The 25,467-nt window shown below is 29.1% G+C and carries 26 protein-coding genes and 1 riboswitch; of the genes, 25 read left to right on the top strand and 1 reads right to left on the bottom strand.

The window, feature by feature from the left end:
- The first annotated feature begins 4 nt into the window (after positions 1-4).
- From JW646_RS05675 to JW646_RS05650, 6 genes are all read left to right on the top strand, one after another.
- Entirely contained in the window at positions 5-451 is a 447-nt protein-coding gene (locus JW646_RS05675; protein WP_228416876.1) for a transcriptional regulator GutM, read from the top strand.
- Positions 452-473: 22 nt separating this feature from the next.
- Positions 474-1,028, top strand: coding sequence for a PTS glucitol/sorbitol transporter subunit IIC (srlA, locus tag JW646_RS05670; protein WP_074920025.1), 555 nt, complete (start codon positions 474-476; stop codon positions 1,026-1,028).
- 26 nt (positions 1,029-1,054) lie between these two features.
- Positions 1,055-2,080, top strand: coding sequence for a PTS glucitol/sorbitol transporter subunit IIB (srlE, locus tag JW646_RS05665; protein ID WP_074920026.1), 1,026 nt, complete (start codon positions 1,055-1,057; stop codon positions 2,078-2,080).
- Between the two features lie 62 nt (positions 2,081-2,142).
- Positions 2,143-2,505, top strand: coding sequence for a PTS glucitol/sorbitol transporter subunit IIA (locus tag JW646_RS05660; RefSeq protein ID WP_148558300.1), 363 nt, complete (start codon positions 2,143-2,145; stop codon positions 2,503-2,505).
- A gap of 93 nt (positions 2,506-2,598) precedes the next feature.
- The gene (fsa, locus tag JW646_RS05655) at positions 2,599-3,273 is read left to right on the top strand and encodes a fructose-6-phosphate aldolase (protein WP_148558301.1); all 675 of its coding nucleotides are present in this window, start codon (positions 2,599-2,601) and stop codon (positions 3,271-3,273) included.
- A gap of 18 nt (positions 3,274-3,291) precedes the next feature.
- Positions 3,292-4,095 (top strand): histidinol-phosphatase HisJ family protein, encoded by an 804-nt coding sequence (locus JW646_RS05650; RefSeq protein ID WP_148558302.1) that lies wholly within the window; start codon positions 3,292-3,294, stop codon positions 4,093-4,095.
- Positions 4,096-4,135: 40 nt separating this feature from the next.
- On the opposite strand, the gene JW646_RS05645 is transcribed toward JW646_RS05650, so the two are convergent.
- A complete protein-coding gene (locus JW646_RS05645) occupies positions 4,136-5,002 on the bottom strand; it encodes a YitT family protein (protein WP_148558303.1) in 867 nt (288 codons plus the stop codon).
- 303 nt (positions 5,003-5,305) lie between these two features.
- Between JW646_RS05645 and JW646_RS05640 the strand changes: the two genes are divergently transcribed.
- From JW646_RS05640 to grdA, 19 genes are all read left to right on the top strand, one after another.
- Positions 5,306-5,767, top strand: a complete 462-nt coding sequence (locus JW646_RS05640) for a hypothetical protein (RefSeq protein WP_228416875.1) — start codon at positions 5,306-5,308, stop codon at positions 5,765-5,767.
- 150 nt (positions 5,768-5,917) lie between these two features.
- Positions 5,918-7,216 (top strand): aminotransferase class V-fold PLP-dependent enzyme, encoded by a 1,299-nt coding sequence (locus tag JW646_RS05635; protein WP_148558305.1) that lies wholly within the window; start codon positions 5,918-5,920, stop codon positions 7,214-7,216.
- A 167-nt stretch (positions 7,217-7,383) separates the two neighbouring features.
- Complete coding sequence (locus JW646_RS05630) at positions 7,384-7,812, top strand: MarR family winged helix-turn-helix transcriptional regulator (protein ID WP_074920033.1); 429 nt, start codon at positions 7,384-7,386, stop codon at positions 7,810-7,812.
- 11 nt (positions 7,813-7,823) lie between these two features.
- Positions 7,824-9,191: an MATE family efflux transporter gene (locus JW646_RS05625; RefSeq protein ID WP_148558306.1), complete on the top strand. Its 1,368-nt coding sequence runs from the start codon at positions 7,824-7,826 to the stop codon at positions 9,189-9,191.
- Between the two features lie 103 nt (positions 9,192-9,294).
- Positions 9,295-10,746 carry a DEAD/DEAH box helicase gene (locus JW646_RS05620; protein WP_228416874.1) on the top strand — a complete coding sequence of 484 codons (1,452 nt, stop codon included), beginning with the start codon at positions 9,295-9,297 and terminating at the stop codon, positions 10,744-10,746.
- 134 nt (positions 10,747-10,880) lie between these two features.
- Positions 10,881-11,768: a MerR family transcriptional regulator gene (locus JW646_RS05615; protein ID WP_228416873.1), complete on the top strand. Its 888-nt coding sequence runs from the start codon at positions 10,881-10,883 to the stop codon at positions 11,766-11,768.
- Between the two features lie 84 nt (positions 11,769-11,852).
- Positions 11,853-12,320, top strand: coding sequence for a metallophosphoesterase family protein (locus JW646_RS05610; protein ID WP_083399440.1), 468 nt, complete (start codon positions 11,853-11,855; stop codon positions 12,318-12,320).
- 208 nt (positions 12,321-12,528) lie between these two features.
- Complete coding sequence (locus JW646_RS05605) at positions 12,529-13,482, top strand: ABC transporter permease (protein ID WP_074920037.1); 954 nt, start codon at positions 12,529-12,531, stop codon at positions 13,480-13,482.
- Positions 13,472-14,479, top strand: coding sequence for an iron chelate uptake ABC transporter family permease subunit (locus tag JW646_RS05600; protein ID WP_270302495.1), 1,008 nt, complete (start codon positions 13,472-13,474; stop codon positions 14,477-14,479). The genes JW646_RS05605 and JW646_RS05600 overlap by 11 nt, the downstream gene beginning before the upstream one ends.
- Entirely contained in the window at positions 14,476-15,231 is a 756-nt protein-coding gene (locus tag JW646_RS05595; protein ID WP_228416872.1) for an iron ABC transporter ATP-binding protein, read from the top strand. The genes JW646_RS05600 and JW646_RS05595 overlap by 4 nt, the downstream gene beginning before the upstream one ends.
- Before the next feature lie 94 nt (positions 15,232-15,325).
- Positions 15,326-16,279, top strand: a complete 954-nt coding sequence (locus JW646_RS05590; RefSeq protein WP_074920039.1) for a siderophore ABC transporter substrate-binding protein — start codon at positions 15,326-15,328, stop codon at positions 16,277-16,279.
- A gap of 186 nt (positions 16,280-16,465) precedes the next feature.
- Positions 16,466-17,191, top strand: a complete 726-nt coding sequence (locus JW646_RS05585) for an alpha/beta hydrolase (RefSeq protein WP_228416871.1) — start codon at positions 16,466-16,468, stop codon at positions 17,189-17,191.
- A 155-nt stretch (positions 17,192-17,346) separates the two neighbouring features.
- Positions 17,347-18,756, top strand: a complete 1,410-nt coding sequence (amrA, locus tag JW646_RS05580; protein WP_074920041.1) for an AmmeMemoRadiSam system protein A — start codon at positions 17,347-17,349, stop codon at positions 18,754-18,756.
- Positions 18,757-19,743, top strand: coding sequence for an AmmeMemoRadiSam system radical SAM enzyme (gene amrS / locus JW646_RS05575; protein ID WP_148558313.1), 987 nt, complete (start codon positions 18,757-18,759; stop codon positions 19,741-19,743).
- A gap of 186 nt (positions 19,744-19,929) precedes the next feature.
- On the top strand, positions 19,930-20,601 hold the full coding sequence (locus JW646_RS05570; protein ID WP_148558314.1) for a LacI family DNA-binding transcriptional regulator: 672 nt from the start codon (positions 19,930-19,932) through the stop codon (positions 20,599-20,601).
- 42 nt (positions 20,602-20,643) lie between these two features.
- Positions 20,644-21,585: an ROK family glucokinase gene (locus JW646_RS05565; RefSeq protein ID WP_074920044.1), complete on the top strand. Its 942-nt coding sequence runs from the start codon at positions 20,644-20,646 to the stop codon at positions 21,583-21,585.
- Between the two features lie 297 nt (positions 21,586-21,882).
- A riboswitch (glycine riboswitch) is annotated at positions 21,883-21,985 on the top strand.
- Positions 21,986-22,259: 274 nt separating this feature from the next.
- Positions 22,260-23,540: a glycine/sarcosine/betaine reductase component B subunit gene (locus JW646_RS05560; RefSeq protein WP_228416870.1), complete on the top strand. Its 1,281-nt coding sequence runs from the start codon at positions 22,260-22,262 to the stop codon at positions 23,538-23,540.
- Positions 23,541-23,552: 12 nt separating this feature from the next.
- Positions 23,553-24,860, top strand: a complete 1,308-nt coding sequence (grdB, locus tag JW646_RS05555) for a glycine reductase complex selenoprotein B (RefSeq protein ID WP_148558316.1) — start codon at positions 23,553-23,555, stop codon at positions 24,858-24,860.
- Positions 24,861-24,955: 95 nt separating this feature from the next.
- A complete protein-coding gene (grdA, locus tag JW646_RS05550; RefSeq protein ID WP_083399444.1) occupies positions 24,956-25,426 on the top strand; it encodes a glycine/sarcosine/betaine reductase complex selenoprotein A in 471 nt (156 codons plus the stop codon).
- Positions 25,427-25,467 lie beyond the last annotated feature (41 nt).

The following is a 25,467-nucleotide window of genomic DNA, read 5'->3' as shown; positions in this document are numbered from 1 at the left end:
GAATATGATATTTTGGGCTGTAATTATAAGTTTAGGTGCAGCATATGTAATACAATTTTTATTAACGATGATGCAAATGAAAAATTTCAATCTAAACTTTAGAGATTTAAGACGAATGGGTAGAGTTGCCATAGGAAAGAAAAAGGGTGGATTTGTAGCAGGGTCAATAGCAATGTTTGCAATAGACGATAAAGGAATTATCTTAAAGGGAATGTGTTTATCTGGTGTTACAGTACTTGCTAGATTTAAGGAATTTAATGATTTAAACGGAATTGATATTGCTAATATAACAAAAGACCATGTTAAATCTTATTCTAAACAAGTTCAAAAATCAATATTAGATGCCTCTTCAAACTATATCACTATAACAAGTGGTGGTAGTATAGAAGATCCTAAAAGTCCTTTTGAAAAGGTTGCAGGATCAATACAAAAAGTAGCAACTCAAAAATAAATTAATGGAGGTTTGAATAATTATGGATGCAATTATAAAATTCGCAGAAGGTTTTATGGGGTTATTTGCTTTAGGAGCAGATACTTTTACAAGTTGGGTAACAGGAATAGTACCTCAAGTCTTATTATTATTAATAGCAATGAACACTATAATAAGATTAATAGGAGAGGAAAAAATAAATAGATTTGCTAAGTTTTCCGCAAAAAATCCTGTACTTCGTTATATGGTAGTTCCTTTCTTAGGGGCGTTTATGTTAGGTAATCCAATGGCTCTATCTCTAGGTAGATTTATGCCAGAAAGATATAAGCCAAGTTTCTACGCATCTGCAAGTTATTTCTGTCATACAAGTAGTGGTGTTTTCCCACATATAAATCCAGGTGAAGTATTTATATTTTTAGGAATAGCAAACGGAATATCAACATTAGGACTAAGCACAATGCCATTAGCAGTAAGATACTTATTAGTAGGTTTAGTATGTAACTTTATGAGTGGTTGGGCAACTGACTTCACAACTAAAATGGTTATGAAGCAACAAGGTATTGAATTAAGTAAAGAAGTTAAGGCTGTAGCAGCTTAGGACTAAATCTAAGGGAGGATATAAATATGTCAAAATTCGGGACAATTGAGATAAAAAAAGGTAATGGAGGATTTGGTGGCCCTTTAACAGTAACACCAACAGAAGAAAAAAATAAACTTTTATATATCACAGGTGGTGGAGCTAAACCAGATATAGTAGATAAAATAGTAGAACTTACTGGATGTGAAGCGGTAAACGGTTTCAAGACATCTGTACCTGAAGAGCAAATATTCTTAGCAATAATAGACTGTGGTGGAACACTTAGATGTGGTATCTATCCACAAAAAAGAATACCAACTATAAATGTAATGCCAGTTGGAAAAAGTGGTCCTCTAGCTAAGTATATAACTGAAGATATATATGTATCTGCAGTTGGACTTGATCAAATAAGATCAGCACAAGGAGCTTTAAATAAACAAACAACTTCTGACGAAGATCAAAAATCAAAAGAAGCAGAACAAAAAAGAGAGTTTAAATATAGTGCAGATAAAAAAATAACTCAAACTACTGAAAAAGATGGAAGTACTAGCTTATTAACTAAAATAGGTATGGGAGCTGGAAAAGTAGTAAACACTTTCTATCAATCAGCTCGTGATGCTGTACAAACTGTAATAAACACAATATTACCATTTATGGCATTTGTTGCATTATTAATAGGTATAATTCAAGGTTCTGGTGTAGGTGATGTATTTGCAAAAGTAATGACACCTTTAGCAGGAACAGGAATAGGTCTTGTATTAATAGGATTTATATGCTCATTACCATTCTTATCACCACTTCTTGGACCAGGGGCAGTTATAGCTCAAGTTATTGGTACATTAATAGGTGTGGAAATTGGAAAAGGAAATATAGCACCAAGTTTAGCTTTACCAGCATTATTTGCAATAAATACTCAAGGTGCATGTGACTTTATACCAGTAGGACTTGGTCTTGCAGAAGCAGACCCAGAAACAGTTGAAGTTGGTGTTCCGGCTGTATTATATTCAAGATTTTTAACTGGTGTGCCAAGAGTATTAATAGCTTGGGCAGCTAGTATAGGACTATATGCGTAATATAAAATAAAAATATAGATTAAAATATATGTAAACTTTATGTAAACTTAAGGAGATTTGAAATGTCAATAATATACAAAAATAAAATAAAAAATATAGGTTCAGAAGTATCAGCTTTTGAAGGGGAGCCAATGTTTATATTATTTGGAGACAATGCTCCAGATACATTAAAAGATTTCTGCTATACAGTAGATATACAACCAGTAAGCGAAACTATAGAAGTTGGTAATATAGTTGAAATCGATGAAAAAGAATATAAAATAACTGCAATTGGAAATATTGCAGAGCAAAATTTAGTAAGCTTAGGTCATGTTACTATAGTATTTGATGGATCAACACAAGCTTCTTTACCAGGAAGTATATATGTTGAAAGTTTAGATGTACCAAAACTATCAATTGGTAGTGAAATATTAATAAAAAAATAATTAATACTTTATATTGAATAAAAATAATCAGTTGCTTCTGTATAGAGGTGACTGATTTTTTCTAATAATATATACAAAATTTAGGAGGTAATCATGGAATTAATATTAGATACAGCAAATTTAAATGATATAAAAGATTTATACACTCATTTATGTATAGATGGAGTGACTACTAATCCAAGTATAGTTTCAAAAGAAGGAAAAGACTTTGAAATACTAATAAAAGAGATTGATGAAATTATAGGTCAAGATACGCCAATACATGCACAAGTAGTAAGTACAAAATTTGAAGAAATGATAGAAGAGGCTTTGTTTATAAGTGGTCTAAGAAAGAATATGTATGTAAAAATACCAGTAACAAAAGATGGACTAAAAGCTATAAAAGAACTTAAAAAACAAGGAATAAAGATAACTGCAACAGCAATATTTACTGCTCATCAAGGTTTTTTAGCTGCAAAAGCTGGTGCTGATTATGTTGCACCTTATGTTAATAGACTAGATAATATTAGTGCAGATGGAATATCAGTAGTAAGTGATTTAATTAATATATTAAATGTTTATAATATGAAAACAAAGGTACTTGCTGCTAGCTTTAAAAACTGTCAACAAGTTTTAGAATTAATGAAATCAGGAGTCCATAGTGTTACTGTACCAGCAGATATATGCAGTGCAATGATGAACCATCCTTTAACTAATTGGAGTGTAGATAAATTTACTGAAGATTGGTATGGTGCTTTTGGAGAAGATACAACAACAAAGAAAAAATAATGAATAGGAGGAAAGACTATGTATTATGACTATCATATGCACTCAAGTTTTTCTGAAGATAGTAAAACACCCATGGATGATATGATAAAAAAATCTATAGAATTAGGGTTAAAAGAGATATGTTTTACTGAGCATATAGACTACAGTGTAATAATAGATGATAAAGAGAGAGATATTAGTGTAAACTATAAAGACTATTTTTCTAAACTGAATTATTATAATGAACTTTACAAAAATGATATTACTATAAAAAGAGGAATAGAAATTGGACTGCAAGACCATGTACTAGATAGATGTTTGGAAGATGTTATTAATAACGACTTTGATTTTGTCATAGCATCTATTCACACAATTGATAAGCATGAGTTGATAGGAAAAAAATTTTATCAAGATAAAACTCAATTAGAAGCCTATAGACAGTATTATGAAACTTTATATAATATGATGAAAAAATTCAAAAATTATTCTGTACTTGGCCATGTTGATATTGTTAAAAGATATGGTGATTTAAACAATATAATAGATGATAAGATATTTGGTGATGAAATTGATGAAATATTAAAAATGGTAATTCATGAAGGCAAGGGAATAGAGATTAATACATCTTGTTTTAGATACAAATTACCAGACTTAACTCCTTCATCATATATATTAAAAAGATATAGAGAGCTTGGAGGAGAAATTATTACTACAGGTTCAGATTCTCATAATCCAGCTCAAGTAGCTCATGAATTTAAAAGAATTTATGAAAATTTAAAAGATATGGGATATAAATATGTTTGTACTTTTGACAAAATGAAGCCTAATTTTATAAGTTTATAGACAATAAAAAGGTGGTATCAAAAAAGATACCACCTTTTTGTTAATACATTTGTTTAAAACCTTCTCCAAGTGCTTCGTGAACATCTGTAATAACTACAAATGCATTAGGGTCAACACTTTTGACTATTTTTCTAAGGGTAGATACTTCTCTTTTGCCTACAACAACAAGCAAAGCATCTTTTTCTTCTTTTGTATAACCACCTTTTGCACTTAAAATAGTAACTCCTCTATTCATTTTTTCTAATATAGCATTAGATATTTCATCTGGTGAATTTGATATAATAGTAAATGATTTGGCACTATAAAAACCTTGAATAACCATATCACTTACTACAACAGCTATGTATAATCCTAATGCAGAGTATAAGCCAATCTCTATTTTCCCTGTAGCGAATATTGATGACATAACTACTATAAAATCCGCTACTCCCATTAACTTGGGAACACTAATGGATGGAAGCCATCTGTTTAATATTAGGCCAATTAAATCTGTACCACCTGTTGTGCCGTTGATATTAAATATTACACCAAGCCCTAATCCTAAAATTACTCCACCAGTAAGAGTTGATAATAAGACGTCGTTGGTAATTTGGAAATTTGCAAAATTTTCGAATAAATTTAACGCTAAAGTAAAAAAAACTATTCCTAATAACGTTTTCAAACATTCTCTCTTTGTTAAAACTTTGTATGCTAAGATAAATAATGGCACATTAAAAATTAAGTTTACAAACCATAAGGGGATATTAAATAAATAATTGATTATTACTGCTAATCCTGTTAATCCTCCAGGAGCAATTGAATGAGGATCAAAGAATAATACAAAAGATAATGCTATCAAAAGACATCCCACAATAAGAAGGAATGTTTCATACAAAAACTCTTTAAAACTAATTTTTTCTTCTCTCATAATAAACCTCCATATTAATATAATCTATTCTAATATTTCATCGGTTATAAGTAACATTCTAATCTTTATTTTAAGGAAAAACAACAACTTGTACCATAATTAAAATTATGATAATTTCTACTTTATTAATATAAAAAATTAGAATGTATGTATGTCTAAATAGTGTATTTTTAAATATTTAAATCTCTTGGGCAAAACCTAAAATAGGTAGAAAATACCAGTGGTATAAAAATTTTTTTATAATGAAAATAATATTGTTCTCAATTACAATATAATTACAAACATATAAAGGGGTGTCATAAAATGAGTTTTTTTAGTGGGGAATTAAGAACTTTTGATTTATGCAAAATGAATGAGGAAGTATGTAAAAAAGCTACTGTGAAAACATGTTACAAAGGTATAAGCACATGTTTAAAAGAAGATGAAAAAAGTAAGCAAATTGAAGAATTATTAAAGTATAAAGGGCAGCTTTACTATTTCTTTGGTAGGCGAAATGAACAGTATTTATCATGTATAAATGGTGAAAACTACCTTATTAATGATGAGTCAAAGGGAAATTCACAAGGTATATATATGTCAGATGCATACATCAATGCTTATGAAGATATAAATTTAGGATTTTTAATTTTATGTAATGGTGAAAATATAGAAATACATCCGGCTATAGAAGGGGAATCTATAGAATGTCGTAGATGCGAAATTGTAGATGATTGTGGGGATTTAAATAAAGAAATGAAATCGTTTATAAATAAATACATATTATAAAAATAAAGGAATATGGTTTTTCCATATTCCTTTATTTTGTGGAAATATAAAGAGTATTAAGTATATCATATATGCAAAGTAACTTTATTTAAGTAGAGTCATATATATAAATAGGTAAAGTATAATTTTACAAGAAGGGATGCTAAACTTATGGATATATATAATAATTATAATAAATACAGAGATTTATTTATTGGAGTAGATAACCCAGTTCAATTGGCAGATGGAAATATGGCTATGCCTATAGGGTTTGATAATGGTGCAACTACACCATCGTTAAAATCATCATATAGGGAACTATGTAAAGGATTAATAACATATGGAGCAGTAGCTAGGGGAACTGGCCAGAAAAGTGAAATAACTACTCAAAAATATGAGGATGCAAGACAAATTATATTAGATTTTTTTAATGTAGGAAGTGATTCAAGATACACTGCGGTTTTTGGAAAAACTACAACTGAGTGTATGAATTTACTTGCAAATGCGTTAATAAAAAGTAATGATGATAAAATAATTACTACAAGAATGGAACATCATGCAAATGATTTACCATGGAGATATAGTGCTACAGTAGAATATATTGATGTTGATAAAATGGGTAGAATAAGTCTAGATAACATAGAAGATCAGCTAAAAAGAAATAATGGTAGAATTAAATATGTAACTATAACAGGTGCATCAAATGTAACTGGATATATAAATCCTATACATGAAATAGCAAAGATATGTCATAAATATAATGCCAAAATAATAGTAGATGGTGCTCAATTAGTTGCTCATAAAGAAGTAAATATGAAAGGTCAAAAGCCAGGAGAAGAAATAGACTTTTTAGTTTTTTCTAGTCATAAAACATATTCACCTTATGGAACAGGTGTAATAGTTGGACTTAAAGAAGATTTATCTAATGTAACTCCATTTTTAAAGGGAGGAGCATGTGTAAAGGCTGTTACAGATTACGATGTTATATGGGATGAACCACCTGCTTTACATGAAGCAGGTAGCCCTAATTCATTGGGAGCTATGGCAACAGGTAGAGCATTACAAGAGTTAAAGCAAATTGGATTTGACAACATATATGAACATGAAATGATGTTAAAAGAATTTATAATTTCAGAAATGAAAAAAATAGACAGAGTTATATTATATGGAGATAATGAAAATATAGATGATCGATTAGGTATTATTGTATTTAATATAGATGGTGAAAATTATAAGACAATAGGTAAAAGATATGCAGATGAAATGGCAATTGCTCTAAGAACTGGAAAGTTTTGTGCTCACCCATATGTGAATAGATTAATGGGAGTTAAAGATGAAATTGCATGTGATAATGCTTATAACAATAAACCTACAAATGGAATGTTAAGAGCTAGCTTAGGTCTTTATAATACTGTGGAAGAAGCAAGGGCATTTATAGCATACACTAAATATTTAGTATCAACTTTATAATTGTTTAGTTTTTAAAAGGATAAGTATTTAAAATACTTATCCTTTTTTCATTTATATGTAGTTATTAAAGAAAATAAAATTTTTACGAAAAATAGTTGCAATCACAACTAAATATGTTATACTAGTATAGTTGCATACACAACCAAATAAAGAAAGGGGAGAGGTATATGAAAAAAAATAATTGTGACAATATTGGAAAATATATTTCTCAAATATATAGAAAAGGCCGTATTTTTATAAGTAAAGGTCTTGAAGAACATAATATAGGTCAAGGTCAGTTCATGTACTTATTAGAACTTTATATAGAAGACGGTAGAAATCAAGAGGAACTAGCGGAAGTTCTTAAAATAGATAAAGGAACTACAGCAAGAGCCATAAAAAAGTTAGAGGAAAATGGATTTGTAAGAAGACAAAAAGATGAAAATGACAAAAGATCTAACAGGGTTTATTTAACTGAAGAAGGAAAAGGAGTAAAGAATGATATATTCTTTATTTTGAATCAATGGGATGAAAAAATGAGTGAGCAATTAAATAAAGAAGAAAGAGAATTAATGATAAAACTACTTAAAAGAGTTTGCTCTAATATAAATATATAGGAGGAAAATGCATGAATAAAAATCAGGTAGAATTAGGAACACAATCAGTTGGAAGATTATTATTAAAATATTCTGTACCAGCTATAATAGGAATGATGGTAAATGCACTTTACAATGTGGTGGATAGAATATTTATAGGAAATATACCTGAAGTAGGCTCAATGGCTATAGCGGGACTTGGTGTTACAATGCCTATACTTACAATAGCACTAGCATTTGGGATGCTTGTTGGTGTAGGTTCAGCAACAAATGTTTCTATAAAATTAGGACAAGGTAGAAAAGAAGAAGCACAAAACATAATAGGTACAGGTATGTTATTATCAGTAGTATTAGGTGTTACACTTACTGTATTAGGACTTATATTTTCAAAACAGATACTAATATTATTTGGTGCTAGTGAGGCAACTTTATATTACGCAAAATCATATACAGATATAATTATTGTAGGAACAACATTCTCTATAATGGCCATGTTTTTTAACAATGTTATTAGAGGAGATGGAAATCCTAGATTATCAGCAATTATAATGACGGTTGGATGCGTTGCAAATATAGTATTAGATGCATTATTTATTTTTAAATTTAATATGGGAATCAAAGGTGCAGCAACTGCAACAATAATATCACAAGCTATAACAGCTATGTGGGGACTTTCATATTATTTAAGAAAAAAATCTAATCTAGAATTTAAGTTATCAACTGTTAGATTAAATAAAAATGCAGCAAAATCTATTTTAGCAATAGGTGTATCGCCATTTGCAATTCAGCTTGCAGCTAGTTTAGTTCAAGTTATAAGTAACCAAAGTCTAAAAACTTATGGTGGAGATTTAGCAATAGGAGCTATGGCTACAATAAGTTCGATTTCAATGATATTTTTAATGCCTTCATTTGGGATAAGTCAAGGTATGCAACCAATAGTTGGATTTAACTATGGTGCTAAACAATATGACAGAGCAAAAAAAGCATTACAAATATGTTTAATAGCATCTACATGTATATTTGTTATAGGTGCAATGATAATAAATATAGCACCAGAGTTTTTAGTAGGAATGTTTAATAGTGATCCAGAGCTTATGGGCATAACAATAAATGGGCTTAAAAAATACACAATAACTCTACCAATATTAAGTGTGGGAATTATAGGTACAAACTACATTCAATCAATTGGTAAGGCAAAAATGTCAATACTACTTAGCTTACTAAGACAATGTATATTCTTAATACCTTTAATAATGGTATTACCAAAGTTCTTAGGATTAGATGGAATCTGGTTCTCGCAACCAGTAGCTGATATTATTGCTATAGTGATAATAGCAGCAGTATTAGTTAAGGAAGTAAAAAGTTACACTAAAGTAAATAAAGAAAAAGCAGTAGCTTAAATATAAAAGTCGGCATTAATTAGTAATGCTGACTTTTTTGTTTTGAATAATATTTGTTAGACAATTATAATAATAAGAGATGTATGAAATTAAGGAGATAAAAATGAATAATAAATTTGAAAAATTTAATTTAGATAAAAAGATAATAAAGTCACTAAATAACTTAAATTATAAAAAACCTTCAAAAGTTCAAATTGAAGTTATTCCTAGGTTATTGGAAAAAACAGATGTAATAGTAAAATCTAAAACAGGAAGCGGAAAAACAGCATCTTTTGCTGTACCAATGGTAGAAAAAATTGATATAGATAATAACAAAGTACAAGGATTAATAATAGCTCCAACAAGAGAGTTAGCACTACAAATTAAAGAGGAAATACAAAATATAGGAAGAATAAAAAAAGTTAGATGTAGTGCAATATTTGGAAAGCAACCACTAAGGGAGCAAGTAACAGAGTTAAAGCAAAGGGTTCATATAGTAGTTGCTACACCTGGAAGAATAATTGATCATATTGGCAGAGGAACTATTGATTTAAGTAATATAAAATATTTTGTGATTGATGAAGCGGATAAAATGTTACATAAAAGCTTTGTTGACGATATGGAATTTATATTGAGTAAATTGCCTAAAAAATCATGTAAGGGTATGTTTTCAGCAACTATAGATGACAATATAAATTTAATTTGTAATAAATATATGGAAAATCCACTTAGGATAGATATTAAAGATGATGAAAAAATAAAAAATCAAATTAGTGAATATTTTATTAAAAGGGAAGAAAATGATAAGTATGAATTATTAAAAAGAATTATTTATAAGGAATGTCCAAAATCTTTAATTATTTTTGCAAATACAAGAAATCAAGTAGATGAAATTTACAAAAATATGAAAAAAGACAAGTTCTCTGTTGGAGTAATACATGGTGAAATGTCTCAGGATAAAAGATTATTTATCATCAAAGATTTTAAAAAAAATAAATTTAATATATTAGTAAGTAGTGATATTACAGCTAGGGGTATTCATATTGAAGATATTTCTCTGGTAATAAATTATGATGTGCCAAGGGATAAAGAAAACTATGTTCATAGGATAGGAAGAACAGGAAGAGTAGATAAATGGGGAAAAGCTATTACAATAGTTTCACCTAGAGAGGAAAAATATCTTCAGGAAATAGAAGAATATACGCAAGATAAAATACAAGAAATAGAAAGTATTGATGACAATGAAGTAAATATGGGCAAAATTAAATTTACTCAACAACAAAATAGTTTATTAAACAATAAAAGGAATAAAAAAGAAGAAGTTAAAAATTCAAATGATGAAATAACTAAAGTTTACTTGAATGTTGGAAAGAAGAAAAAAATAAGAGTTATAGATATAGTTGGAGCATTTAGTAATATTGACGGAATAAGTAATGAAGATATTGGTGTAATTGAAGTAAAAGATACATGTTCATATGTGGACATTTTAAACCATAAAGGAAAATCATTTTTAAAAGATCATAAGGAAATTATGATTAAGAAAAAACAGGTAAAGGTTAAAAGAGATAATTCATAGGATTAACTAGGCTAATTATTTTTTAAAATTAAGAAGAATTTATTAAAAGAAGCATATTTACATAAATCTTATTGACTTGAACCTTACGTATACCAATATAATTTGTGTTAAATAAGTAGTAAGGAGTGAATAATATGCAAATAAATGAAGTTGTTCAAGTTGTTGATTTGACAAAGCGTGCAATTAAATATTACGAGGAGCAAGGACTTTTATCAGTCAGTAAAGATAAAAATGGATATAGAAACTATACTGAAGAAGATATAAAAATTTTAAAAGAAATTTCTGTTTATAGAAAGCTGGGTATTAGCATAAAGGACATTAAGATTTTACTTGAAAGTAAGGATAAGCAATTCTTAGAAAATATATATCAAGAGAAAATAAGCAAGCTTGAAGATTATAAAAACGAAGCAGAATCTTTAAAAAAATTTATTTATAACAATGACGTGGAAGAAATATACGATAACTTAGATTATGAAACTTTAGGAAAAGCAATACAAGATATGATGCCAGGATTTTATGGATATTATTTTATGAATCATTTTATGCCTTATTTACAAATAAAAATTGAAACAAAAGAGCAAAAGGATGCATATAAAAGAATAATTGAATTTTGGGATAATGCAGAAATTAAGATACCTTTATTGATGAAAATTAACAGTTTTATTATGTATAAATTATTACCTAAACAAGATATGACAAAAATGGTAGAACAAATGGATGCTAAGACTAAAGAATATACAAATATAAAAACTGAAGGATATGAAAAGTTAAAAGAACAGACTGCAAGAGGTGTTAAAATAAAAAATAGTTTCTTTTTTAAATATCATCCTGCATTTATTTCCCAAAGAAAGTTTATGCAGCGTTTACAAGATAGTGGTTATAACGATATATTTATTCCAAATATGATTTTACTATCGCCTAAGTATAAAGAATATCATGAAGCTTTAACTAAGATTAATAAACGTATTTGCAATGATTTGGGATTGCATTACGATTCAAAATACAATTTAATTATGAAATGATAAAAAATAAATTATAAGAATATTGTAAAGAGTAAAATGTAGTAAAGAAAAATAAAATTGAGCAAATTGAAGGTGAAAAATAAATTGAAAGAAAAATATATGGTAGGTATTATATCAGATACTCATGGATTATTACGAGAAGAAGTGATCAATTATTTGAAAAAATGTGACTATATAGTACATGGTGGAGATATTAACTCAAAGGATGTTTTAAAAGAATTGCAAAACATAGCACCTGTATATGTGGTGAGAGGTAATAATGATAAAGGTGAGTGGGCAGAAGAACTTCCAAAAGAACTATATTTTAATATCGGAAATATTAAATTTTATATGGTTCATAATAAAAAAGATATTTCATCAAATTTGAAGTCTGTTCATGTAATTATTTTTGGACATTCTCATAAATATTTTTGCGAAAAAATAGAAGATATACTTTGGTTAAATCCAGGTAGTTGCGGTAAAAGACGATTTAATTTGCCTATAAACTTTATAATTATGACTATTGAAAATGATAGCTACAATATAGAGAAAATTGATATTATGTTTAACTAGGATAAAACGCTCTGATTTATAAAAATCAGGGTGTTTTTTTATGGATAAATTACAAATACTAATAAATTAATGCAAAAATATTAATAAAATTGCAAAATAGGTATTGAAAACTATTATCAATTACTGTATGATATAAATATCAAAATGATAATAAATATCATATGAATATGAAACTTAATTTCAAAAATAAGTACAGCAGGAGATAAAAATGAAAAAAAGATATTTAATCATAATGTTAATTGGATTATCTTTAGTTTCTATATTTTTAGGAGCTAAAAATATAAATATAATGAATGTTTTAAATGGAGATCAAGATGCCATACATCTTATGGTGGTAAGTAGGCTTCCAAGATTAATAAGCATATTAATGGCAGGAAGTGCTATGAGTATATGTGGGTTAATAATGCAACAAATAAGTCAAAATAAATTTGTTTCTCCAACAACAGGGGCCACAATAGATTCAGCTCAGTTGGGAATAGTTACAGCTATGGTTCTTATACCAGGAGCAACAATAATGCAAAAAGCTATGATATCTTTTGTATTTGCTTTGGCTGGAACATTAATTTTTATGACATTTTTAAGAAATTTGAAAGTTAAAAGTGTAATATTTGTACCACTAGTTGGTATAATGTTTGGAAATATAATAGGATCTATAACAACATACATAGGATATGAATTTGAGATAATGCAAAATGTTGGCTCTTGGATGCAAGGTAACTTCTCCATGATTTTAAAGGGAAATTATGAATTATTATACTTAGCTATACCCCTTATGATTGTAGCGTTTTTATTTGCTCATAAATTTACAGTGGCAGGCATGGGAGAAGACTTTGCAACAAACCTAGGTCTTGATTACAAAAAAATAGTTAATCTTGGTCTTGTAATAGTTTCAATAGTTACAGTATGTGTAGTAATAACAGCAGGAGAAATTCCTTATATAGGATTAATTGTTCCAAATATAGTTTCTTTGTATAAAGGTGATAATGTTCATGAAAATATATGGGATACAGCCTTATTTGGAGCAGTATTTGTTTTAGTTTGTGATATAGCAGCTAGAGCAATAATTTATCCATATGAACTTTCTGTTGGACTTACAGTTGGAGTTATAGGAAGTGGAATATTCCTTTATTTAATATTAAGGAGGAAGTCATATGCAAGTTAATGTACAAAATAAAAACTATGTAAATAAAAAAATAAAAAATAAAAAACAAAATTTAAATATGCCTATAGCTATTTTATCTTTATTAATTTTAATCTCTTGTGCATTATTCTTAACTCTAGAAATTAATTCGGGAAGTATGGAATATGCTTTATCAAAAAGAATACCAAAATTAATAGCAATAGTAGTTACAGGTGGATGTATTGGCTTTTCTACAATAATATTTCAGACTATAACAGATAATAGAATACTAACACCTAGTGTAATGGGTATAGATTCATTATATGTAGCAATACAAACAGTAATAATATTTGTTTTTGGATCAAGTAGTGTATTTTCATCAAATCAAAAACTAAACTTCTTAATATGTGTAGTATTTATGGTTTTGGGTTCTATGGCTTTATACAAAATCGTATTTAAAAGAGAAAATTCTAATATAATGTTTGTACTATTAGTAGGAATGATTTGTGGAACATTCTTTAAAAGTTTGTCATCATTTATGCAAATGGTAATAGATCCAAATGAATATTTAGTACTTCAGTCAAAATTATTTGCAAGTTTTAACAATGTAAATGTGGACATATTACTTTTATCTATAATAGTAATACTTTTAATAATTCCTTTTGTAGTTGATGATATTAAGTACTTCGATGTAATGAGTTTAGGAAAAGATCAAGCCATAAATTTAGGTGTAGACTATGATAATATAATGAGGAAATCATTAATAATTATATCAGTATTAATAGCAGTATCAACAGCTTTAGTTGGACCAGTAACATTTTTAGGATTATTAGTAGCAAATGTTACTCGTGAAATGATGAAAACATACAAACATAGCTATTTAATAATTGTATCAGTACTTGTCAGTATATTTGCTTTAGTATTTGGTCAATTGATGATAGAAAGAGTATTACATTTAACTACACCAGTTAGTGTAATAATAGATATGATAGGTGGAATCTACTTTATGTATCTACTTTATAAGGAGAGCAGAATATGATTGAAGTAAGAAATTTAAGTAAACAGTATAATGATAAAAATGTGGTACACGATGTATCTCTTAAAATAGAAAAAGGAAAGATAACTTCATTTATAGGTCCCAATGGAGCTGGCAAAAGTACTGCTCTTTCTATGATAACAAGACTTATGAAAAGAGATAGTGGACAAATTTTTATAGAAGGAAAAGAACTTGAAAGTTGGGAAAAAAAAGAATTGTCTCAAAAGATAGCCATATTAAAGCAGTCTAATAATATTAATATTAGACTTACAATAAGGGAGCTAGTAAGCTTTGGAAGGTTTCCCTATTGTGATGGTAAACTAAGAAAAGAAGATATGAAATATGTTGAAGAAGCTATAGACTATATGAGGCTTACTAATATGCAAGACAAATATCTAGATGAACTAAGTGGTGGTCAAAGGCAAAGAGCTTATATAGCAATGGTTATAGCCCAAGGAACAGAGTATATTTTTCTTGATGAGCCACTTAACAATTTAGACATGAACAATTCTGTTCAGATGATGAAAGTTCTTAGAAAACTTTGTGATGATCTAGGTAAGACAATAATACTTGTTATGCATGATATAAACTTTACATCTTGTTACTCAGACTATATTATCTGTTTGAAAAATGGAGTTATAGCTAAAGAAGGAACTATAGAAGAAATAATTAACAAAGAGACTTTAGAGAGCATTTATGAAATGGATTTTAAAGTTGAAGAAATAGATGGAAATAAAATAAGTATCTATTTTTAATAAGGTTTAAAATATGCTGGCTTAGATGCCAGTAAAAAAATATAAAATAAATGATAATGATAATAATTATCTATATAAAAGGAGAGATGACAAAATGAACAAAAAAATAGCACTAATAATTAGTATAACACTAATAGCAATAATAGGTATATTCTCAATAGGAATGAAAAAACAAAAAGATACTGACTCAAATAGCAAAGCAACAACTAAAATATCAGTGACTGATGCTAATGGTGAAAAAGTTGAACTAAATAAAAATCCCAAAAGAGTAGTAGTCTTTGATTATGGAGTGGCAGATATATTAAAAAATTTAGATGTTGATATAGTTGGACTACCTAAGAGTGGAACTTTACCAGAAATATTATCAGTTTATGCAGATGATAAATACGCAAATGTTGGTGCCTTAAAGGAGCCTGACTTTGAAGCAGTAGAAGCATTAAATCCAGACTTAATAATAATAGGAGGAAGACAAGCAGAGCAAATAGATTCATTTAAAGAAATAGCTCCAACAGTATACTTAGAAGTAGATGGTCAAAACTATATGGACTCATTTTCAGCTGTTGCAACAGATATAGGAAACATATTTGATAAACAAGATGAAGTAAAAAAAGCATTAAATGAAATAGAAAAAAAAGTATCTGATTTAAAGAAAGAAGTAAGTAAAAAAGGAGTATCAGCTTCAGTAGTTATGGCAAATGAAGGTGGAGTAAGTTTATTCTCACAAGCTTCAAGATATGGAATAATATATAGTGACTTAGGATTTAAACAACTAGATAAAAATATAGAAGAATCTACTCATGGACAACAAATAACATTTGAATATTTCTTAGAAAATAATTCAGACTATGTGTTTGTTGTAGATAGGGGAGCAGTAACAGGTAAAGGTGAAAGTGCGAAAACTTTATTTGATAATGAAATAATGAACAAAACAGATGTTGCTAAAAATGATAAGATAGTATATTTAGATTCTGTAGTATGGTATACAATGACTGGTGGTATAGAATCAACAAACATAATGATAGATGAAATAGCAAAGGCAATAAAATAATATACTTATCTGATTAAAAATTAAGATTATAATGCAAATACACTTTAAAGACTATGAAAATAACTTAAATTTCATAGTCTTTTTTACTTACAAATACTAAAAAATTTAAGTCATTTAGTTTTTATGATATATTATTTAATAATGAGTATATTTATATAAAGAGATAGAGAGGAATGGAAAATAAATATGAAGAAAAAGATTATAATATCCATAGGTATTATTTTGGGAATAATCGTAATTGGAATGGGAATGTGGACATCCAAAGCTTATAAACCAGATATTTTAGCTAAAGAATCATTAATCAGTGATAATAAGGTTGAAATTAATAATGATGATTTTATATCATTTACACCAAAAGATAAAAAAGTAAGTAAGGGATTTATTTTTTATCCTGGTGGAGGTGTAAAACCAGAAGCATATGCTCCTATATGTAGAGAGATTGCTTTGAAAGGTTATGAAGTTATAATAGCTAAGATGCCTTTGAATTTAGCTATACTATCGCCAAATGAAGCAGATAAGATAATAGCAGCTTACGATAAAATAGACACTTGGGCAATAGGAGGTCACTCACTTGGTGGGGTGATGGCATCAAAGTATGCAAGTACTCATGATAATATTAAAGGTGTTGCTCTTTATGCATCCTATCCAAATGGAGATGAATTGAAAGATTTAGATTTAGAAGTGATATCAGTTTACGGTGGCAAGGATGGTGTAGTAAATCAGGAAAATTTAGTTGATTCCAAAGATAATCTTCCTAAAGATGCAAAGTTTATTGAAATAGATGGAGGAAATCACAGTCAGTTTGGTGATTATGGATTACAAGAAGGAGATAATAAAGGGACAATAGACAAGGTAAAACAGTTTAATCTTACTGCAGAGTATACTATTGAACTTTTAGATAAAATTAAATAATAAAATTTAAACCTTATTATAGAAAAAAAGAGGGTATCTTGGTACAATTCTAAAACATCTATAGTAAGGATTTTTTTTGTCTTGAAAAATATTACTTAAAAAAATAGGCAAAATAATAATATGATATATTTTAAATATAAAGCGAGGTGTATATTATGGAAAACATATTAAGATATTATTTAATGCCCCATCCACCACTGATAATCCCATCTGTGGGTAAGGGGCGAGAAAGAGAAATACAAAACACTATTGATGCCTGTAATCAAGTAGGAGAAGAAATAAGTAAATTAGAACCAGAAACTGTGGTAATTATAACTCCTCATGGAACTATGTTTTCAGATGCTCTTGCAATTTCCAATGAAGAACATATAAAGGGGGATTTTAGTCAATTTAGAGAGTTTGACACTTACATAGAAGGAAGAATTGACAAAGAATTTAATGAAGTACTTATTAATACCTGCAATAGACAAAACATACCGGTAGCAGGAATAGATTCAAATATTTTAAAAAAATTCAATAGAAAATATGAGCTAGATCATGGAGCCATGATACCTATGTATTTTATAAATAAGTATTATAAAAAATACAAAATAGTTCATGTTACATATGCAGCCCTTAGCCATATTGAGTTGTATAAGTTTGGTATGGCAATAAGAAAAAGTGCTAAGAACTTAAATAAAAAGATTGTGTTAATTGCAAGTGGAGATTTGTCTCATAGATTAAGCAAAGATGGGCCTTATGAGTATTCTTCCGAAGGTTCAAAATTTGATGAATTATTATTAGATAACTTACAAAAAGGTGATGTGTTAAGCATATTTAATATGGATAAATATATGGTAGAATGTGCAGGAGAATGTGGGCTAAAATCTGTATTTATAATGCTTGGGGCTATGGAAGGAGAAAAAGTTAGAGGCAAATTATTATCTTACGAAGGACCCTTTGGAGTAGGATATGGAGTTATGGCTTTTCATAATGAGTTAAACAACCATAGTAATTTTGAAAAATTAATTAATATGAAAAAGGAACTTTATAACAAAAAATTATCCAACAATAACTTATATGTAAAAATAGCTAGGGAAAGTTTAAATCATTATTATACTTATGGTCATTTTATAGCAAAACCAAGTGAATTACCAAAAGAACTTAGCAAAGAAAAGGGTGGAGTATTTGTATCTTTAAAAAAATTTGGGGATTTAAGAGGTTGTATTGGAACTTTTTTGCCAACAACAGATTCCATAGCAGAAGAAATAATAAAAAATTCAGTGGAAGCTGCCATTAATGATCCAAGATTTCCAAGTGTTACAGAAAATGAATTATTAGATATAGACATATCAGTAGATGTACTTAGTAGACCTCATAAATCTACAAAAGAAGAATTAGATCCTAAAAAATATGGAGTTATAGTTATTCAAGGTCATAAAAAAGGACTATTGCTTCCGGACTTAGAAGGAGTAGACACTGTAGATTATCAACTTCAAATAGCTTGTGAAAAAGCTGGAATAAATCCAAAAGAAGAGTATGAAATAGAAAGGTTTCAGGTGACAAGATACAAAGAAGGTGAATAGATGGAAGAAAAGTTAAGATTCTACAAAGAGGAAGACAGTTACATAAAATGCTATCTTTGCCCTCATAGTTGCTCTTTAAGTGAAGGAAAATACGGAGTATGCAAACTTAGAACTGTAAAAAATAATATACCTGTTGTCATAAATTATGGAGAAGTAACTTCTGCAAATGTGGACCCAATAGAAAAAAAGCCCTTGTATCATTTCAAGCCAGGAATGGATATTTTATCTGTAGGAACTTTTGGATGTAATATGAGCTGTAGTTTTTGTCAAAATCATGAAATATCACAGAATAAACCTTCATCAAAATTTATTGAGATAGATAAACTTATAAGTTTAATAATAAATACACCAAATAATGTAGGTATTGCATTTACTTATAATGAACCTTTTATGTGGTACGAATATATTTATGATGTAGCTAAAAAAATAAAAGAATACGATAAGAGTATTAGTGTAGTTTTAGTGACTAACGGATTTGTAAATAAAGAGCCTTTAGAAAAAATTTTGCCTTTTATTGATGCAATGAATATAGATTTAAAAGGATTTACAAAAAAATATTATAATGAAATTTGTGGAGCTACAATAGATCCAGTTTTAGAAACTATAAAGATAGCTAATAAATATACTCATGTAGAAATAACCACTTTGATGGTTAGGGATGAAAATGATTCTATAGATGAAATAGTTGAAATTGCAAAGTTTTTATCATTCATAGATAAAAACATTCCTCTCCATTTAAACAGATATTTTCCCAATTATAAAATGAAAAATGAACCTACATTAGTAGAAGATATTATGAAAGCAAAGGAAGAAGCTAAAAAATATTTAAATTATGTTTATGTGGGAAATGTAGCAGGTGTAGATAATAATACCTATTGTCCAAACTGTGGATATAATCTTGTAACTAGGGATATTTACACAACAAATTCTCATGTAAAAGGTGATAAGTGTCCTAATTGTAAGGAATATATAAATATAATATTTTAAAATAAGGTCCTCTTTTTAAGTAATAAAAAATAAAAAAGAGGGCTTTTTTAGTGCAAAAATAGTAAAGATTTTTATATGAGGATGAAACTTCCTAAGTAGAAGTATTTGATTATAACTTAAAATATAATATAATGAAGAATATAGTTACAATGAATAAAAAATGTTATATAAATTGGGGAGACGAGGATGAAAGTTACAATTAAAGATGTAGCCAAAGAAGCTAATGTTGCTGTCTCTACAGTATCTAGAGTACTTTCGGATAGTAGCAAAATTAGTGAAAAGACAAAAACAAAGGTTTGGGATGCAGTAAAAAAACTAAACTATGTTCCAAATGAAATGGCTAGAGGTCTGGCAAACAAAAGAACGAAGATATTAGCAGTAATTATACCACAATGGATTTGTGATTCCTTTTATCATCCTTTCTTTCTTCAAGTTTTTAGAGGTATAAGCAATTGTGCAAAAGATAGAGATTATTTTATTATGTATGCTTTTAAAGAAGAAGATGATACCTGGATTAATAGGTTTATACAAAGTAACTTTGTTGAAGGGATTTTATTATTTCACGAGGAAGAAGATAAAATTACTACTGAGTTTTTAAAGGATACAGAGTTTCCTTTTGTTTCAGTAAGTATAAATCAAGATTTAGAAAATGCACTGTTCTTTGAAGATGAGGATGAGAAGTCCATACATGAGGCAAATGGAAAATATTTAGGCCAATATGTTGCTAAAATAATGATGGATAAATTGGAAAGTAAAGATCCAGGTGAAAAATATTATATAATCAACACTAAGTTAATTGAAAAAGAATCTTTAGTAGATAAAATGAAAAGTAAGGTTTTATATAATAGAAATATTTAAAGTTAAATCAATCAATAAACATAGCAAATAGGAGGGGTATATATGAAGAAATATTCGTTAGGAATTGATATAGGAGGAACTACAGTAAAACTTGGTTTATTTAATGTTGAAGGTGAATTATTGCATAAGTGGGAAATTGAAACTAGAAAGATAGATAATGGAAAATATATCTTATCTGATATTACAGAGTCTATAAATAGCTTATTAGAAGAAAGAAATATATCTAAAGATGAATTATTAGGAGCAGGGGTTGGAGTGCCAGGACCTGTAAAAGATGATGGAACTATATTGGGAAGTGTAAATCTAGGATGGCAAGTATTTAACGTGTCAACAACTTTACAAGAATTACTGAGAATTCCTATAAAAGTGGCAAATGATGCAAATATTGCTGCACTAGGTGAAATGTATAAAGGTGGAGGAAAAGGATACGAAAATATGATAATGGTTACTTTAGGAACTGGAGTAGGTGGAGGAGTTATTATAAATAATAATGTAATAGCTGGATACACTGGTTCTGGTGGAGAGATTGGTCATATGAATGTTAATCCTCATGAAAAAATAAGTTGCAATTGTGGTAGAAAAGGTTGTTTAGAACAATATGCTTCAGCAACTGGAATAGCAAGATTAGGAAGAGAAATTTTAGAAAAAGAAAGTTGTGAATCTAAATTAAGAAATATTGAAAATATTACAGCTAAAGATGTATTTGATTTTGCCAAAGAAAATGATGAATTGTCTGTGAGAGTTGTAGAGAAGTTTAGCTCCATATTAGGTCGCGCTTTATCGAATATATCTTGTATTTGTAACCCAGAGGTCTTTGTTATAGGTGGTGGAGTTTCAAAAGCGGGAGATATGTTATTGGAGAATATAAAAAAACATTACTCACAGAATGCTTTCCATGCAACTGCTGATACAGAGTTTAAATTAGCAACATTAGGAAATGATGCAGGCATATTTGGAGGAGCAAAGTTAGCAAGTGAAATTTAGCTAGGATACTAAAAAATATTAATGTAATGAAAGTTGTGAAATAAGGAAATACTATATTTGAAGCTTAGTTTAATGGCTTAACCACATACTAAAAAGGAATATCACAGATAATGTTTTACTTGTACTGTGATATTCCTTTTTTATTGTTATAAAAAATTAGAAAACTTATTGAAAATTATAGAAAATATTTATATAATATAAGTAATATAAAAATAATTTATAAAACAAGTGTAAAAAATTTTTATATCCTATTTTTCTAGTAAACAAATATGTCAATAAAAATGCATATTATAAAGGTTGATTACTGCGGGAGAGACTTATTAAATTAAGAGCCGAAGGAATAATTTAGTGCTAAGCGAGCACTTAAGATGATCTCAGGCAAAAGGACCGTAGTAGGACTTAACTCTGGAAAGCAAATAATACAACAGGATAAAGCATATTGCACCGAAGGGGCAACTCTTTTAGAGGAAACTCTCAGGTTAAATACAGAGCAGAAAGCTATCTTACTTTCTGCTTTTTTTGTTGCAAAATTTTGCTATTTTAACACATCTGTAGCATGTCACATATAAATTATTTCAAAAGATATAAATAAAAAAGATTTATAAGTCTTAAATGGGCTTTTAAATAATCATGTTAAACCTAGTTAGAAATTAAAATATTTGGAGGTGATTATTTTGAAATTAGAATTAGGATATGTAAAGGTAAATGACATATGCTTTTCAGATGTTTCAAAAGTAGAAAATGGTGTTATCTATGTTAATAAGCAAGAATTAATAGACTTATTAATGGAAGATGAAAATATTAAATCTATTCAATTAGATATTGCTAGACCGGGAGATAGTACACGTATAATGCCAGTTAAAGATGTAATAGAACCAAGGGTAAAGGTTGAAGGACCAGGAGGAATATTCCCAGGTATGATTAGTAAAGTTACTACTGTAGGTAGCGGAAAAACTAATGTACTTAAAGGTTCAGCAGTAGTTACAACAGGTAAGATAGTTGGATTCCAAGAGGGTATTATTGATATGAGCGGCGAAGGTGCAAAATATACTCCATTTTCTAAGCTTTGTAACTTAGTAGTAGTTTGTGAGCCAATTGATGGATTAAAACAACATAACCATGAGGCGGCTTTAAGATTTGCAGGATACAAAGCAGCTATATACTTAGGAGAGTTAGCTAAAGACATAACTCCAGATGAAGTAGAAGTTTATGAAACAGATTCAATAATTGAAGGATACAAAAAATACCCAGAACTACCAAGAGTAGCTTATGTGTATATGCTTCAAACCCAAGGTTTATTACATGACACTTATGTATATGGTGTAGATGCTAAGAAAACAATATCTACTTTGATTTATCCAACAGAAGTAATGGACGGAGCAATAGTAAGTGGTAACTGTGTTTCTGCATGTGACAAAAACACAACTTATCATCACGTAAACAACCCAGTTATTCATGATTTATTTGAAAAACATGGTAAAGAGTTAAACTTTGTTGGTGTAATAATAACAAACGAGAATGTTTATCTTGCTGATAAAGAAAGATCTTCTAACTGGAGTGCCAAATTAGCAGAGTTTTTAGGAGTTGATGGTGTAATAATCAACGAAGAAGGATTTGGAAATCCAGACACTGACTTAATAATGAACTGTAAAAAGATAGAAGAAAAAGGAATAAAAACAGTAATAATAACAGACGAATATGCAGGTAGAGATGGAAAATCTCAATCATTAGCTGATGCTGATTCTTTAGCAAATGCAGTTGTAACAGGAGGAAATGCAAACGAATTAATTACACTATCTCCAATGGATAAAGTAATAGGATATCCAGAGGTTGCAGATGTTATAGCTGGTGGATTTGACGGAAGTTTAAAACCAGATGGCTCAATAGTTGCAGAACTTCAAGTTATTACAGGATCTACAAATGAAATAGGTTTTAATAAATTAAGTGCAAGATAGTGAGAGGGGGGGTTGAAGATGATAAAAGTTGTTCAATATATAAATCAATTTTTCGCACAAATAGGTGGGGAAGAAATGGCTCATGTTAAACCTGAAGTGAGAGATGGTATAGTAGGGCCAGGGGCTGCTTTTAATGCAGCATTTAAAGGAGAGGCTGAAATAGTAGCTACAGTAATATGTGGAGACTCTTATTTTAATGAAAATTTAGAAGAAGCTAAAAAAGTAGTTTTGGATATGGTTAAGGGGTATAATCCAGATGTATTTATAGCAGGACCAGCTTTTAACGCAGGTAGATATGGTGTTGCTTGTGGAACAATAGCTACTGCTGTCAAAGAAGAATTAGGAATACCTTCATTAACTGGTATGTACGTAGAAAACCCAGGAGCAGATATGTTCAAAGATAAAGTTTATATGGTACCAACAAAAAACTCTGCAGTAGGTATGAGAGATGCTGTTAAATTTATGGCACCTCTTGCTCTTAAACTGGCAAAGGGAGAAGAAATAGGTGCATCTATTGAAGAGGGATATATGCCAAATGGTATAAGAAAAAATTTCTTTGACAAAGAAAGAGGATCTAAGAGAGCAGTAGATATGCTTATCAAAAAATTAAAAGGTGAAAAATTTACAACTGAGTATCCAATGCCTGATTTTGATAGAGTAGCTCCAAATTTAGCAATTAAGGACTTATCTAAAGCTAAGATAGCTCTTGTTACTTCTGGAGGTATAGTTCCAAAAGGAAATCCAGATCATATAGAATCTTCAAGTGCATCAAAATATGGTAAATACGATTTAGAAGGATTTAAAATATTAAGTTGTGCAGATCATCAAACTGCTCATGGTGGATATGACCCAGTTTATGCTAACGATGATCCAAATAGAGTATTACCTGTGGATGTGATGAGAGAATTTGAAGCGCAAGGTGTAATAGGAGAACTTCATAGATATTATTATGCAACAGTAGGAAATGGAACTTCAGTTGCTAATGCAAAAGGATTTGCTGCAAAATATGCAGAGGAATTGAAGGCTGATGGTGTTGATGCTGTAATTCTAACTAGTACGTGAGGCACTTGTACTCGTTGCGGTGCAACGATGGTAAAAGAAATAGAAAGAGCTGGAATACCAGTAGTACACATGTGTACAGTAGTACCTATTTCTTTAACAGTTGGAGCTAATAGAATAGTACCAACTATAGCAATACCTCATCCTCTTGGAAATCCAGCACTACCATTGGAAGAAGAAAAGAAAATAAGAAGAAATCTTATAACAAAAGCATTTAAAGCATTACAAACTGAAATAGAAGATCAAACTGTATTCGAATAAAATTTAAACCATGTTTACATTGAGCAATATCTTAACGACTTGACATGCTCAATGTAAACATATAAAAATAAAATTTAGATCAGGAGGTATTTTTAATGAGTATATTAGAAAAGAAGAAAGTCATCATAATTGGTGACAGGGATGGTATACCTGGTCCAGCAATAGAAGAATGTGTCAAAACTGCAGGTGGAGAAGTTGTATTTTCTTCAACTGAATGTTTTGTCTGAACTGCTGCTGGAGCAATGGACTTAGAAAACCAAAAAAGAGTGAAGGAATTTGCTGAAGAATTTGGTGCAGAAAATGTTGTGGTTTTATTAGGTGCAGCTGAAGGTGAAGCGGCAGGTCTTGCTGCAGAAACAGTTACGGCTGGTGACCCAACATATGCAGGTCCATTGACAGGAGTCCAGTTAGGACTTCAAGTATATCATGCTTGTGAACCGGAAATAAAAAAAGAATTTGAACTAAATGTATATGATGATCAAATAGGGATGATGGAAATGGTACTTGATGTGGACGATATAGTTAATGAAATGACTACTATAAGAGAGCAATTTTGTAAGTACTAAAAGTTGAAAATAAAAGGTTATAAATAGTCATCCTTAACATA

It is taken from the genome of Terrisporobacter hibernicus (assembly GCF_020809405.1).
Lineage (GTDB): Bacteria > Bacillota > Clostridia > Peptostreptococcales > Peptostreptococcaceae > Terrisporobacter > Terrisporobacter petrolearius.
The sequence above is the reverse complement of the archived record's forward strand: the minus strand, read 5'-3'. Positions and strand labels throughout refer to the sequence as shown.

What these genes read in the sequence shown, in the direction of transcription:
- JW646_RS05605 (WP_074920037.1), top strand. Translation starts at nt 12,529, where the DNA reads ATGAAAAAAAGATATTTAATCATAATGTTAATTGGATTATCTTTAGTT.
- JW646_RS05570 (WP_148558314.1), top strand. Translation starts at nt 19,930, where the DNA reads ATGAAAGTTACAATTAAAGATGTAGCCAAAGAAGCTAATGTTGCTGTC.
- JW646_RS05630 (WP_074920033.1), top strand. Translation starts at nt 7,384, where the DNA reads ATGAAAAAAAATAATTGTGACAATATTGGAAAATATATTTCTCAAATA.
- JW646_RS05590 (WP_074920039.1), top strand. Translation starts at nt 15,326, where the DNA reads ATGAACAAAAAAATAGCACTAATAATTAGTATAACACTAATAGCAATA.
- JW646_RS05620 (WP_228416874.1), top strand. Translation starts at nt 9,295, where the DNA reads ATGAATAATAAATTTGAAAAATTTAATTTAGATAAAAAGATAATAAAG.
- JW646_RS05640 (WP_228416875.1), top strand. Translation starts at nt 5,306, where the DNA reads ATGAGTTTTTTTAGTGGGGAATTAAGAACTTTTGATTTATGCAAAATG.
- srlA (WP_074920025.1), top strand. Translation starts at nt 474, where the DNA reads ATGGATGCAATTATAAAATTCGCAGAAGGTTTTATGGGGTTATTTGCT.
- amrA (WP_074920041.1), top strand. Translation starts at nt 17,347, where the DNA reads ATGGAAAACATATTAAGATATTATTTAATGCCCCATCCACCACTGATA.
- JW646_RS05660 (WP_148558300.1), top strand. Translation starts at nt 2,143, where the DNA reads ATGTCAATAATATACAAAAATAAAATAAAAAATATAGGTTCAGAAGTA.
- JW646_RS05615 (WP_228416873.1), top strand. Translation starts at nt 10,881, where the DNA reads ATGCAAATAAATGAAGTTGTTCAAGTTGTTGATTTGACAAAGCGTGCA.
- JW646_RS05650 (WP_148558302.1), top strand. Translation starts at nt 3,292, where the DNA reads ATGTATTATGACTATCATATGCACTCAAGTTTTTCTGAAGATAGTAAA.
- JW646_RS05595 (WP_228416872.1), top strand. Translation starts at nt 14,476, where the DNA reads ATGATTGAAGTAAGAAATTTAAGTAAACAGTATAATGATAAAAATGTG.
- amrS (WP_148558313.1), top strand. Translation starts at nt 18,757, where the DNA reads ATGGAAGAAAAGTTAAGATTCTACAAAGAGGAAGACAGTTACATAAAA.
- JW646_RS05645 (WP_148558303.1), bottom strand. Translation starts at nt 5,002, where the DNA reads ATGAGAGAAGAAAAAATTAGTTTTAAAGAGTTTTTGTATGAAACATTC.
- JW646_RS05635 (WP_148558305.1), top strand. Translation starts at nt 5,918, where the DNA reads ATGGATATATATAATAATTATAATAAATACAGAGATTTATTTATTGGA.
- srlE (WP_074920026.1), top strand. Translation starts at nt 1,055, where the DNA reads ATGTCAAAATTCGGGACAATTGAGATAAAAAAAGGTAATGGAGGATTT.
- fsa (WP_148558301.1), top strand. Translation starts at nt 2,599, where the DNA reads ATGGAATTAATATTAGATACAGCAAATTTAAATGATATAAAAGATTTA.
- JW646_RS05600 (WP_270302495.1), top strand. Translation starts at nt 13,472, where the DNA reads ATGCAAGTTAATGTACAAAATAAAAACTATGTAAATAAAAAAATAAAA.
- JW646_RS05625 (WP_148558306.1), top strand. Translation starts at nt 7,824, where the DNA reads ATGAATAAAAATCAGGTAGAATTAGGAACACAATCAGTTGGAAGATTA.
- JW646_RS05675 (WP_228416876.1), top strand. Translation starts at nt 5, where the DNA reads ATGATATTTTGGGCTGTAATTATAAGTTTAGGTGCAGCATATGTAATA.
- JW646_RS05585 (WP_228416871.1), top strand. Translation starts at nt 16,466, where the DNA reads ATGAAGAAAAAGATTATAATATCCATAGGTATTATTTTGGGAATAATC.
- JW646_RS05565 (WP_074920044.1), top strand. Translation starts at nt 20,644, where the DNA reads ATGAAGAAATATTCGTTAGGAATTGATATAGGAGGAACTACAGTAAAA.